Source organism: Gordonia sp. ALPHA1B1 (genome assembly GCF_005502615.1).
GTDB lineage: Bacteria > Actinomycetota > Actinomycetes > Mycobacteriales > Mycobacteriaceae > Gordonia > Gordonia hongkongensis.
This window is the reverse complement of record NZ_SCOC01000028.1, coordinates 25,555-37,864: the sequence shown is the minus strand read 5'-3', so window position 1 is coordinate 37,864 and position 12,310 is coordinate 25,555. Positions and strand designations below refer to the sequence as shown.

The following is a 12,310-nucleotide window of genomic DNA, read 5'->3' as shown; positions in this document are numbered from 1 at the left end:
GACGGGACCCCCCGTCGCTTGCCCGCTGAGCTGCGCGTGGAGCGCGTGCTCGCCGGCGCGAGCGTGTGGATGTGACGACGGCGTTGCTCGCCGAACTGCGAGTTCCTCGCGATACCCGGTCACATCCCCGGTGCCACTACGACATATGCGCGTGCACTTTCGAGCCTTCTCCGTGCGCGCACCGAAACACATCGCGCGCAGACCGGCCCAGAAAGGCACACAACCGCACATGAGCGATTCCGCCGTGCAGACGACCATCGTCGACGACACCCACACCGCCCCCACCTTCGCCGAGCTCGGCGTCGACGACCGTATCGTCTCGGCCCTCGCCGCAGACGGCAAGACCCACACCTTCGCGATCCAGGAACTGACCCTGCCGCTGGCGCTCGAAGGCCACGACCTCATCGGCCAGGCCCGCACCGGCATGGGCAAGACCTTCGGCTTCGGCATCCCGCTGCTGCACCGGCTCGCCCATGCCGAGGAGTCCGGGGTCCGTCCGCTGGACACCACGCCCCGCGCGCTGATCATCGTGCCCACGCGCGAGCTGTGCGTGCAGGTGACCGGCGATCTCCAGGTGGCGGCGCCGTCGCTCGAGGTGACCCTGGCCGATGGGACGAAGCGACCGCTGAAGGTCACCTCGATCTACGGTGGCCGTCCCTACGAGTCGCAGATCGCCGAACTGCAGTCCGGTGTCGACGTCGTGGTCGGCACCCCGGGCCGGCTCCTCGACCTCGCCCAGCAGGGCCACCTCGTCCTCGGCAAGGTGTCGATCCTGGTCCTCGACGAGGCCGACGAGATGCTCGACCTCGGCTTCCTGCCCGACATCGAGCGCATCATGTCCGCACTGCCGACGCCTCGTCAGACGATGCTGTTCTCGGCGACCATGCCCGGTCCGATCGTCACCCTGGCCCGCACGTTCCTGAACCGGCCGACCCACATCCGGGCCGAGAACGCCAACGACTCCGCGGTCCACGACCGCACCAAGCAGTACGCCTACCGGGCGCACGCGCTGGACAAGGCCGAGCTCGTCGCCCGCATCCTGCAGGCCGAGGGTCGCGGCGCCACGATGATCTTCACCCGCACCAAGCGCACCGCGCAGAAGGTCGCCGACGATCTCGCCGAGCGCGGCTTCAAGGTCGGCGCGGTCCACGGCGATCTCGGTCAGGTCGCCCGCGAGAAGGCGCTCAAGCGGTTCCGCGACGGCACCATCGACGTGCTGGTCGCCACCGACGTGGCCGCCCGCGGCATCGACATCGACGACGTCACCCATGTCATCAACTACCAGTGCCCCGAAGACGACAAGACCTACGTGCACCGCATCGGCCGTACCGGTCGCGCCGGGCGCACGGGCATCGCGGTGACCCTCGTCGACTGGGATGAGCTGCACCGCTGGGAGCTCATCGACAAGGCGCTGAATCTAGGTATCCCCGATCCGCCGGAGACCTACTCGACGTCGGAACACCTCCGGTCGGACCTGTCGATCGACGAGTCGAAGACGGGCCGGATCGCCGCCGCCAAGCCGCCGCGCGACCCCGACGAGACCCGGGAGACGCGCGCGGACCGCGAGCCGCGCAAGCGCTCGACCCGCACCCGCCGTCGCACCCGGGGCGGACAGACGGACGCCAATGGGACGTCCACCGAAGCGGCTGCTGAGTCCGCGACAACCGAGACCACGACGACCGAGTCCGGCGCCGACGCCGGAACGCCTGCCGCTGACGGCACCGCGAAGCCGCGTCGCCGTCGTCGACGTCGGGGTGGCGCCAACCGCAAGCCCGCCGGCGAGCAGACCACCGCGTCCGACGCCGGCGCGTCGGAGTCCACGGCAGCTGTCGCCGACTGACCACCGGCTGACCCGCGTGGCACGAGTCAGGCCCGAACGGCGCCGCCCGATCGATCTCGCGGTCACCGCGGCCATCGTGGTCGTCGTCGCGGCCCTGTGCGTCACCGCCTGGGCCCTCAGCCCGGTTCGCCACACCGCGAGCGTGCCGGCCGCGGCCGTACCCGCCGCGGTGCAGCCGGCACAGTCCGTGCCCGCGAGTTTCGTCGCGCGCTGGCGGGCCGACTCCGACGCCACCCGCGCCCCGGCGATCGGCACCTCCGCCGTCGTCACCGGGAACGGCGGACGGGTGGTCGGGCACGACCCGGCCACCGGACGCGAACTCTGGTCGTACAGCCGCGATCTCGACCTGTGTGCGGTCGGTACCGCCTGGACCGGGAGCGCCGATCTGGCGCTGGCCGTCTACCGCAACAGCCGCGGTTGCTCGGAGGTGACCGCTCTCGATGCGGGCACCGGCAGCCGGAAGGGCGCCCGCACCAGCGACGCCGACCCGGAGGTCCGGCTCGCGACCGACTCGGGGTACGTCGTCGCGCAGGGCCCCCGCCGGATGGAGACCTGGGGTTCCAATCTCGTTCGCGGAATCGAATACGGCCGGGTCGAGGCGCCGGTCCGACCGGAGGACGCGCCCGATCGCGTCGACTGCGAGCTGTTCTCGTCGGTGGTGTCGGGAGATCGGGTGGCCGTCGTCGAACGCTGCGCCGACGACCCCGGGTATCGGCTCACGGTCCTCGGCGCGGTACTCGGCGACGACGAGAAGGTCGAACAGTACGGGTCGACCCTCATCACCGGCGACGTGAGCGGACCGCCGCCCGTGGTCATCGCGATGTCGTCGTCGGGGATCGCCGTGTACGACGGTGGCGCCGCACCGGCCGAACCGCCCACGTTCGACGCCGAGAGCGGGCCGGCGATCCGCCGGTTCGACACCGACGCGAACGCGGCGGGGACCAACACCGTCGCCGGCGACTCGACGCCACCGGCCGGTAGCGTCCCGATCTCCTCCGACGGGATCGTCACCTACTGGACCGGGAAGGCGACCGTCGTCCTGAATGCCCAGACGCTGAATCCGATCTACCAGGTCCCCGGCACATTGGGACCCGGCCAGATGATGGCGGGACAACTCCTGCTGCCGAGTACCACCGGGATCAGCGTCCGCGACGTCGCGACCGGCCGGGAGATCCGGTCCATCCCGCTCGCCCGGAGCGGACCGGCCGCGCCCGTGGTGAGTCTGCGTGTCCTCGGCGACATCGTCGTCGAACAGCACGGACCCCGGATCGAGGCCTTCGGCCCGGGCTGACCCCCACGGCCCCCGACCGCAGACCCGACTGTCAGACCTCGAAGGTGCCGACCTCGGCGCCCGCCTCCCAGTGCTTCCACAGATTCTCGGCGAGCGCGCGATATGCCGTCGCGCCCTTGTTCTTTCGGCCCCGCATGACCGACGTCCCGGAGGCGGAGGCCTCGGCGAAACGCACTGTGCGCGGGATGGGCGGGTCGAGCACCGGCAGGTCGTACCGATCGGCGACGTCGGCGAGAACGTCGCGGCTGTGCGTGGTCCGGGCGTCGAAGAGGGTGGCCACCGCACCCAGCATCGTGAGGTTCGGGTTGGTGATCTGCTGGACCTCCCGGACGGTGCGCAACAACTGTCCGACGCCGCGATGGGCGAGCGTCTCGCACTGCAGCGGCACGATCACCTCGTCGGCCGCGGTGAGACCGTTCAGCGTGAGGACGCCGAGCGACGGCGGGCAGTCGACGATCACGACGTCGAAGTCCTCGCTCACCTCCGCGAGTGCACGCTTGAGGGCATACTCCCGCCCCGGGCGCATCAACAGCAGCGCCTCGGCGCCGGCCAGGTCGATGGTCGCCGGCAGCAGGGTGACCTTGTCCTCGGTGTCGAGCAGGACATCGGCGATCTCCTCGTCACCGAGCAACACGTCGTGGACCGAGGAGGTGAGCTGATCGGGATCGTGCCCGAGCGAGAAGGTGAGACACCCTTGCGGGTCGAGATCGACGACGAGGACCGAGACGTCGAGATCGGCGAGGGCGGCACCGAGGGACTCCACCGTGGTGGTCTTGGCGACCCCACCCTTCTGATTGGCAATCGCGAGGATACGCGTCATGCGCCCTACTGTACGACCGCCCGGGCGTGGATCGTCGGATGAGAGTCCACCTCGGCTGCGCGGCGCACCCGGACGGAGGAGAACCGGCCGGAGGAGGATGTCAGCGCTCGGGTTCGAGTTCGTCGGCGAGCCACCTCATGGACGCCGGACTGAACAGCATCACCAGGACCGCGAGCGCCGCGAGCGCCAGCGGCACGCCGAACACCGGCCATCCGCTAGTGAACAGGTAATACGCCACCGGCAGCAGCAGGATCTGCGCCACCATGGCGATCGAGCGTCCCCACCGCCGCCCCGAGAGCAGCGCCAGACCGCCGACCAGTACTCCCCCGCCGATGATGCCGAACCAGGCCGCGGTGCCGTAGCCGCTGATGGTGGTCTCCTCGTGCCCGGCCAGGCCGCGCACGACCAGGATCACCGCGACCGCAACACCGGCCAGCCCCTGCAGCGTGGTCACCGCACCCGCGATCTTGATCTGGCGCGGGGTCACCGACGGATCGGTGTCGGACTCCGGACGGCCGTTCTCGGTGCTCACCGTCCCAGGATATTTGGTCCTCTCGCGCGGACCTCCGCGGGTGTGCGCACCGGAGCGATGGCGCCGTACACATCCGCGCGATTACGCGCGGGCGGCGACGACCCCATATCCTCGGGTGTCGTGCGTGTCATGCTCATCGTCAACCCGTTCGCCACCGCGACCAGTCCGGCCGGTCGCGACGCGCTGGCGCACACCCTGAGCGCGCATTTCGACCTCGACGTCGAACTCACCACGCACCGCGGGCATGCGTTCGAGCTCGCCGCGCGCGCCGCGGCCGAGGACTTCGACACCGTCATCGTGCACGGCGGCGACGGATCGGTGAACGAGGCCGCCAACGGACTGCTCGACCCGCCGTCGAGCAGCGATCCCGACCGGCGGCGGCCCGCCCTGGCCGTGATCCCCGGCGGTAGCGCCAACGTCTTCGCCCGCACGCTGGGGATCGATCCCGACCCGCTGCTCGCGACACAGCAGATCATCACCCTCCTCGACGCGGGACGCAGTCGCCGGATCGGACTCGGCCACACCGATGACCGCTGGTTCCTGTTCAACACGGGCATGGGCATGGACGCGGTCGTCATCCACGCGATGGAGGACAAGCGGCACGCGGGCAAGACCGCGACGCCGGCCCGATACCTGTGGACCACGATCACCAGCTTCCTGAAGCAGTCCGGTTCGTCGGCCACGTTCGACGTCGAGATCCCGGGCCGGAACCGGATCGTCGGCGCGCGTTACGGTTTCGTGTCCAACACCAGCCCGTGGACCTATCTCGGACCGCGCGAGATCCGCACCAACCCCGGCACCGGTTTCCACACCGGCCTCGGGGTGTTCGTGGCGACCTCCACCGGTGTGTTCCGTAACCTCCCGCTGGCGACGCGACTCCTGTCACAGGCAGATCCCAAGGCACGCCACCTCTTTCGGGATGACGACGTCGACGAGGTGTGCTTCCGCGCGGAGGCCCCGATCGACGTACAGATGGACGGCGATTACATCGGGGCGTTCCGCGACATACGTTTTCGTCATCGCCGCGACGCCCTCACGGTCATCGCACCGCCGATCAGCACCGCCGACATCACGACGTAGGGCAGCGCCGCCGCCGCGAAGAGCCCGGCCGGACCCAGCCATGTCGACCCCAGCGCCCAGCCGGCGAAGGCCAGGATCGCGACCACCTCCTCGCCCATCCCGGCCAGCGAGGTGACGGTGGCCCGCGATGCCGATCTCAGATGGTCCTGCAGTTCGGCGTCGGCCACGACCCGCGCCCACCCCAGGATCCCGAACGCCGTCGCGACGCCCGCGGCGCCCACCGGGTGCCCCCACAGCGCCGACCCGATGAGCACGACCGCGCCCACCCCCACCGCCGGCCCGATCGCGTCGACCGACCGGAACCGCCCCGCCGCGAGCGCGCCGCCGATGTCACCGGCCGACACCACGATCATCAGCAGCGCGACCGCCGCCGGATCGGGCTCGGCGGCGGCGTCGACCACGAACGACGCGATCAGCAACGGGAGATACTCGTCGAGCGCCGCGACCCAGGTCAGCGCCACACCCAGCAGCAACATGCGCCGTGCGACCGGCTGCGTCCGCACCGAGCCCCAGCCGTGGCGGACGATCTCCCGCCAACCGAGGTCGGGGTCCGCGTCCTCGGGTTCCGGTGGATCGGCGGCGGCCTCTCGACCCTCGGGCAGCATCGCCGACATCACCGAACACAACACGCAGGCGACGACGCTGGCGGCGCCTGCGGCGTCGTAGCCGCCCCACGCGAACAACGGTGCGGCCGCCGCGGTGCCGCCGATCACTCCGATGGCCCCGGCCGCCCGCATGAGCCCGGTCAGTCGGGCGTAGTCCTGCGAGCGCCTCAGCCGGTTCAGCTCGTCGTAGACCAGCGCCTGTGTCGTGCCGGACCGCAACGCTCCACCGAGGGCCCACAGGACGAATCCGGCGGCGAAGGCAACGAACGACGGCGCCACCGTCCACAGCGCGAAACCCGACGCGGTGATCAGCGGACCGGCGACCAGCAGCTTCCGTCGGGACACGCGGTCGGCCAGCACACCGGTGGGGACCTCGACGATCACCGACGACACCGACCAGATCACGAACAGCGCCGAGATCTCGGCGGGCCCGAGCCCGGCGCCCGGAATCCCGGGGTCGGCGAAGAGGACGGCGTACAGCGGGTAGAGCGGGATGAGGTCTTCGAGGAGGGCGGAGCCCACCGCCGCGGCTGTCAGCCTGCGGTGGGGCCGCCGGGGCGGTGTGGATCAACATCGTCGGCGCATGTGGTGAACAATACCCTCGGCGTCCGGCCACGTCACGAGCGTTTTTCACCGGCGACGGGGTCGCGACCTGCAGAAAGTCGTCGACAGTACCGCCGCGAGACGCGTAGGCTACAACAAGGCCGTGAGACAAAGTGCCCGGACCCCCCTTCGGGAGTCCGCGACCGTAGTGCTAGGCGGGTGACGTGATGTTGCCCACGTGTGAAGCAAACCCATTGACTTCGGCCCGATTCGTGAAAGTATTCACAAGCAACAACGCGGAAACATTTGGTGCGCCGCGTGAACTGAGAGTTACAGCCGACAATCACCAGCAAGACGATCGAGTGGTGCGAACGCGCCCGAAGGAGTAGTGGAATGGACTGGCGTCACAAGGCCATCTGTCGCGACGAGGATCCGGAACTGTTCTTCCCCGTGGGGACCAGCGGCCCGGCCATCGCACAGGTCGCCGACGCGAAGCTCGTCTGCGCGCGGTGCCCCGTCACCGCCGACTGCCTGTCGTGGGCCCTCGAGTCCGGCCAGGATGCCGGAGTGTGGGGCGGCATGAGCGAGGACGAGCGACGCGCACTCAAGCGCCGTACCGCACGTACGCGTACCCGGAGCAGCGTCTAGGCCTCGACGGCCGGCATCGTCCCGGACTCGAAGAAACCCGGCCGCGGCCGGGTTTTTTCGTGCTCTCGTCCCCACCGTCCGGCGGAAACCGCGGTCAGACAATGCGGTACGCGACCACGGCTCACGAGCGCAGCGGAATGTAGACACCCACTTCGGTTCCCGGGCCACCCGGATTGGACCGGATGTCGAGCTCACCGCCCAGTTCGATGGACACCAAGGTCTTGACGATCTGCAGGCCGAGATGGTCGGACGTGGCCAGATCGAAATGCTCCGGGAGACCGGAACCGTTGTCGCGGACCGCTATTCGAAGGCCGCGCACATCCCGTTCGGCGACGACCGCGATCTCGGCGTCATCGTGCGGCGCGCCGTCGAAGCCGTGTTCGATCGCGTTCTGGATGAGTTCGGTGAGGACCATCACCAGCGGCATCGCGAGTTCGGCGGTCAGCACGCCGAGCCGATCGCGATGGCGCACAGCCACCCGCGCCTCCCCCGACGCGACATCGACCAGGATCGGGACCAGACGATCGACGACCTCGTCGAGGTCGACCTCCTCGTCCACGCTGCCCGACAACAACTCGTGGACGAGCGCGATGGAGGCCACTCGGCGCACCGCCTCGTTGAGCGCCTCGCGGGCATCGGAGTTCGACGTGCGCCGCGCCTGTAGTCGCAACAGCGCCGAGACCGACTGCAGGTTGTTCTTCACCCGGTGGTGGATCTCGCGGATGGTGGCGTCTTTGCTGATGAGTGCGCGGTCGCGTCGCTTGACCTCGGTGACGTCCCGGATCAGGACGACGCTTCCGGTCGTCTCGCCGCGCGGACGGAGCGGCACGGCGCGGATCAGGGCCGTCGCGCGGCGGGCGTCTGCCTCCACGCGCATCCCGATGTCGCGGTAGGGGCCGGTCGGGATCTCGGCGACGCCGGCCGCGATGTCGAGCATCAGTGCGACGTCGTCGGCCTCGAACGGTTCGGTGATGAGTTGCTTGACGACGTCGGACAAGCGGGTGTGATTGAGTTCGGCGGTCCACCCCATCCGGTGGAAGGCCGACAGCGCGTTCGGGCTGGTGTAGGTGACGAGGCCCTGTCCGTCGAGACGAACGAAGCCGTCGCCGGCGCGGGGCGTCGACAAGCCGCGCGGATTCCCCTCCTCATGCGGAAAGGTGCCGTCGGCGACCATCTGGCACAGGTCGTCGGCCGAGTCCTGATAAGCGAGTTCGAGCGGCGACGGCAGGCGCGGGTGGGTGAGGTCGACAGCTCGGGTCGCCACGGCGATCACCTCGCCGTCGAAGCCGACCGGAACCGCTTCCTGCCGCATGGCCGTCGCGCCGAACCAGGTGGGGTCCTCGTCGCGCAGGATGCGGGCGGAGGTGAAGGCGCGCAACACCTGTGGATGGGCTTCGGTGTCGATGACGCGGCCGACCTCGTCGGTCGGGAAGACCGTCGAGGCCGTGTTGGGACGGCATTGCGCGACCGTGACGACCGCGCCCGCCTCCGTGCGCACCGACAACAGGAGGTCGGCGAACGAGAGGTCGGCGAGCAGTTGCCATTCGGCGACGAGGCGCTGCAGATGCGCGGCTGCCGAGTCGGACTGCGTGGTGTGTTCGGCGAGCAGGTCGGAGAGGGTGGACATCTCAGGACACGGGGGCGACGACGGGCCGGGGCCGGTTCACTACTACTCGTAGACGGCGATCACATCGCCGGCCTGGATGACGTCGCCGACCTCGACCTTGACCTCGGCGAGCGTGCCCGGCTCCTCGGCCAGCACGGGGATCTCCATCTTCATCGACTCCAGCAGGACCAGGGTGTCGCCGACCTCGATCTGCTCCCCCGCGGCGACGCGCACCTCGAGGACACTCGCGACGATCTCTGCCACAACGTCTTCTGCCATGCACCCAAATTAGCCCACGGCGTCATACCCGGAGGTCCCGGTGCCGGGGGCGTCAGCAGAGGTGTTTTTGGTACGTGGGAGAATCCCTGAGACACTGTGATGTCCCGATCACCAGGGATGTCTTCCCCGGATGACACCAGGGATGTCCTCCCCGGCCGATGCCAGGGTTGTCTCAGCACAGCTGAACCAGTACACGGCGGGCCCGGTCCCACGGCGCCCGCCCCGCAATGAAGGAGATGCGTCATGGGAAAGCGCGGACGCAAGAAGCGTGCTCGTAAGAAGAACGCTGCCAACCACGGCAAGCGCCCCAACGCCTGATCACCGCACCACGCGGTCTCGGCGAGCGAGCAAGCCAAAAAGCCCGGGTACGGCCTTCACAGGCCGCCCGGGCTTTTTGGTGTGTTCTCGACGCGATCAGCGATCGGATTCGGAGACCTCGTGCACGATCACGGTCTTGCGGATCTCGATGCGCAGACGGTCGCGCAGGCTCTGCGGTGCCTGGTCGCCGCCGCACTTCCGGTTGACGAGCGCCTTGAGCTGCTGCTCGATGCCGTAGTGCGCCAGGCACGACGGGCAGGAGTCGAGATGGCCCTGGAGTCGTTCCCGGGCGTTCTGGTCGCACTCGTTGTCCAGCAGGAGCCAGACATCGGCGATGACGGCCGAGCAGTCGAGCTGGGTCAGCTCCGGATCGACGTCGCTCATCGCGCCACCTCCGCATCCGCCGCCGCACGTGCGGAACGATTGAACCCGCGCTCACGCGCGACGTCGGCCAGCAGCTCACGCAGCTGACGGCGACCGCGGTGCAGTCGGGACATGACGGTACCGATCGGGGTGTCCATGATCTCGGCGATCTCCTTGTACGGCAGGCCTTCCACATCGGCGTAGTAGACGGCCATCCGGAAGTCTTCCGGCAATTCCTGCAGCGCGGCCTTGATCTCGTCGTCGGGGAGGGCGTCGAGCGCCTCGATCTCCGCCGACCGCAACCCCTGCGAGGTGTGTTCGGCGGTCGCCGCGATCTGCCAGTCGGTGATTTCGTCGGTCGGGTACTGCGCGGGCTGACGCTGCTTCTTGCGGTAGCCGTTGATGTAGGTGTTGGTGAGAATCCGGTAGAGCCAGGCCTTGAGGTTGGTGCCCTCCCGGAACGACGCGAACGCGGTGAACGCCTTGATGTAGGTCTCCTGGACCAGGTCCTCGGCGTCGGCGGGATTGCGGGTCATCCGCAGCGCGGCACCGTACATCTGGTCGAGCAGCGGCAGCGCGTCACGCTCGAACCGCTCGGTCAGCTGTTCCGGCGACTCGTTCGGATCGGCCCGGCGAGGCGCCTTGGCGCTCCCGGTACGGCCGGAATCGGGTGACTCTGTGTCGGATGCTTCTGTGTCGGACACTACGATCCCTTCGATGGGAGGCATCACGGAGATGTTGTCGATCAAGCTTACCGACCCGTCCCCCACCGAGAGAGGCCTCGGTTCGACGCGCTGCGGGAGCTCCATCACGGCCGCTGTGCTCATATGCCTCTGACCTCCTTCGTGTCCGTCTTCATACGTCCGTTGTCCGATCAGTCCCAACAGAGCGCACCGCGCGGTTTGTTCCCGGCCCGCCCCCGCGATCGTCTCGGCGCGGATCACCGCGGCCTCGTGCGCACGCGCTCAGCCGCGACCCCGCTCACGACCAGGAGGTAACCGACCATGGCGTCCACCCCGGCGATCGCCGCGCTCGAACGCGCCCGGATCGACCACTCGGTGCACCGGTACGCGCACGACCCCCGATCGGAGGCCTACGGCGCGGAGGCGGTCGCCGCTCTCGCCGAAACCCTCGGTGTCCGTGCCGAGCAGATCTTCAAGACGCTGGTCATCGAACTCTCCGGCGGGGACCGGCCCGGCCTGGCGGTGGCGGTGGTCCCGGTGCCGGCCAAGCTGTCGCTCAAATCGGCGGCCGCCGCACTCGGCGCGTCGAAGGCGAAGATGGCCGACGCCAAGGCGGTCACCCGGACCACCGGCTACGTTCTCGGCGGCGTGTCCCCGGTCGGCCAGCGGACCCTGTTGCCGACCGTCGTCGACTCGTCGGCCACGCATTTCGACCGGGTGCTGTGCAGCGCCGGCAAGCGCGGGCTCGAGATCGAGCTGGCCCCGGCCGATCTGGTGTCCGTCACCGAGGCCGTCGTCGCCGACATCGCCGTCGGCTGATCGTCGGCTGTCGGAACGGCCACTCATCCCGGTGGCGGGGCACCCACTAGGGCAGCATGGACACCATGTGCGGACGCTATGCGGTGACCACCGACCCGGCGAAGCTGGCAGCCGAGATCGATGCGGTCAACGAGGTACCCCAGCCGGCGGGTGCGGACTCCACCGATCTCGACGCGGCGCCCCGGTCACCGGGCGTGAACTACAACGTCGCGCCCACCACGACCGTGATGACCGTCGTGAAGCGACACTCGCCCGACGATCCAGACGACGATCCGCTGCTCCGCGTCCGCGCGATGCGCTGGGGGCTGGTGCCGCCGTGGGCCAAGGAGGTCGGGAAGGGGCCGCTGCTGTTCAACGCGCGCGCCGAGAGCGCCGCGGAGAAGAGTTCGTTCCGTTCGTCGGTCAAGTCGCGGCGTTGCCTCGTGCCGATGGACGGCTGGTACGAGTGGAAGAAGGGTCCGGCCGACAGCAAGGGCAAACCCACCAAGATCCCGTTCTTCATGTCGCCGCAGGACGGGACCCGGCTCTTCATGGCCGGGCTGTGGTCGGTCTGGCACCCCAAGACCGACGCCGAGTCGTCCGAGAAGGCCGCCCAGCCGCTCCTCAGTTGTTCCATCCTCACCACCGACGCGGTCGGGGAGCTGCGCGACGTCCACGACCGGATGCCGCTGATCATGCCGTACGAGCACTGGGATGCCTGGCTCGACCCGGACGGCCGGGCACCCGACGAGCTGTTCGCCCCGCCGGCCGAATCGCTGGTCGACGCGATCGCGATCCGCGAGGTCGCCCCGCTGGTCAACCGCGTCGCCAACAACGGGCCGGAGTTGCTGAACCCGTTGTGACGCGCCGCAAGCTCCGGGCGCTCCTCAGAGACCAGTGACGG

The 12,310-nt window shown here is 69.3% G+C and carries 13 protein-coding genes; 6 read left to right on the top strand and 7 right to left on the bottom strand.

Annotated features, from left to right (window positions below; all coding sequences use genetic code 11):
- Positions 1 to 229 precede the first annotated feature (229 nt).
- Entirely contained in the window at positions 230 to 1,840 is a 1,611-nt protein-coding gene (locus FFS52_RS17365) for a DEAD/DEAH box helicase (RefSeq protein WP_137810418.1), read from the top strand.
- Positions 1,841 to 1,856: 16 nt separating this feature from the next.
- Positions 1,857 to 3,131 carry a hypothetical protein gene (locus FFS52_RS17360; protein WP_137810417.1) on the top strand — a complete coding sequence of 425 codons (1,275 nt, stop codon included), beginning with the start codon at positions 1,857 to 1,859 and terminating at the stop codon, positions 3,129 to 3,131.
- 31 nt (positions 3,132 to 3,162) lie between these two features.
- On the opposite strand, the gene FFS52_RS17355 is transcribed toward FFS52_RS17360, so the two are convergent.
- Both FFS52_RS17355 and FFS52_RS17350 read right to left on the bottom strand, forming a co-directional pair.
- On the bottom strand, positions 3,163 to 3,951 hold the full coding sequence (locus FFS52_RS17355; RefSeq protein WP_055475550.1) for an AAA family ATPase: 789 nt from the start codon (positions 3,949 to 3,951) through the stop codon (positions 3,163 to 3,165).
- Positions 3,952 to 4,051: 100 nt separating this feature from the next.
- Positions 4,052 to 4,483 (bottom strand): hypothetical protein, encoded by a 432-nt coding sequence (locus FFS52_RS17350; RefSeq protein ID WP_055475551.1) that lies wholly within the window; start codon positions 4,481 to 4,483, stop codon positions 4,052 to 4,054.
- Between the two features lie 129 nt (positions 4,484 to 4,612).
- Between FFS52_RS17350 and FFS52_RS17345 the strand changes: the two genes are divergently transcribed.
- Entirely contained in the window at positions 4,613 to 5,563 is a 951-nt protein-coding gene (locus tag FFS52_RS17345; protein WP_171011664.1) for a diacylglycerol kinase family protein, read from the top strand.
- On the opposite strand, the gene FFS52_RS17340 is transcribed toward FFS52_RS17345, so the two are convergent.
- Positions 5,500 to 6,690 (bottom strand): MFS transporter, encoded by a 1,191-nt coding sequence (locus FFS52_RS17340; protein ID WP_055475553.1) that lies wholly within the window; start codon positions 6,688 to 6,690, stop codon positions 5,500 to 5,502. The two genes, FFS52_RS17345 and FFS52_RS17340, sit on opposite strands and share 64 nt — an antisense overlap.
- A 414-nt stretch (positions 6,691 to 7,104) precedes the next feature.
- Between FFS52_RS17340 and FFS52_RS17335 the strand changes: the two genes are divergently transcribed.
- A complete protein-coding gene (locus FFS52_RS17335; protein ID WP_004023450.1) occupies positions 7,105 to 7,359 on the top strand; it encodes a WhiB family transcriptional regulator in 255 nt (84 codons plus the stop codon).
- Between the two features lie 121 nt (positions 7,360 to 7,480).
- On the opposite strand, the gene FFS52_RS17330 is transcribed toward FFS52_RS17335, so the two are convergent.
- The 4 genes from FFS52_RS17330 to FFS52_RS17315 form a co-directional block, all read right to left on the bottom strand.
- Positions 7,481 to 8,986 (bottom strand): sensor histidine kinase, encoded by a 1,506-nt coding sequence (locus FFS52_RS17330; protein WP_137810415.1) that lies wholly within the window; start codon positions 8,984 to 8,986, stop codon positions 7,481 to 7,483.
- 42 nt (positions 8,987 to 9,028) lie between these two features.
- Complete coding sequence (locus FFS52_RS17325; protein WP_055475555.1) at positions 9,029 to 9,244, bottom strand: biotin/lipoyl-binding carrier protein; 216 nt, start codon at positions 9,242 to 9,244, stop codon at positions 9,029 to 9,031.
- Between the two features lie 414 nt (positions 9,245 to 9,658).
- Positions 9,659 to 9,946 carry a mycothiol system anti-sigma-R factor gene (gene rsrA, locus FFS52_RS17320; RefSeq protein ID WP_055475556.1) on the bottom strand — a complete coding sequence of 96 codons (288 nt, stop codon included), beginning with the start codon at positions 9,944 to 9,946 and terminating at the stop codon, positions 9,659 to 9,661.
- A complete protein-coding gene (locus FFS52_RS17315; RefSeq protein ID WP_058251904.1) occupies positions 9,943 to 10,752 on the bottom strand; it encodes a sigma-70 family RNA polymerase sigma factor in 810 nt (269 codons plus the stop codon). Before FFS52_RS17315 ends, rsrA begins: the two co-directional genes overlap by 4 nt.
- A 177-nt stretch (positions 10,753 to 10,929) precedes the next feature.
- On the opposite strand from FFS52_RS17315, the gene ybaK reads away from it, so the two are divergent.
- Both ybaK and FFS52_RS17305 read left to right on the top strand, forming a co-directional pair.
- Positions 10,930 to 11,427 (top strand): Cys-tRNA(Pro) deacylase, encoded by a 498-nt coding sequence (ybaK, locus tag FFS52_RS17310; protein ID WP_068971504.1) that lies wholly within the window; start codon positions 10,930 to 10,932, stop codon positions 11,425 to 11,427.
- Between the two features lie 65 nt (positions 11,428 to 11,492).
- On the top strand, positions 11,493 to 12,269 hold the full coding sequence (locus tag FFS52_RS17305; protein WP_137810427.1) for an SOS response-associated peptidase: 777 nt from the start codon (positions 11,493 to 11,495) through the stop codon (positions 12,267 to 12,269).
- Positions 12,270 to 12,310: the final 41 nt, after the last annotated feature.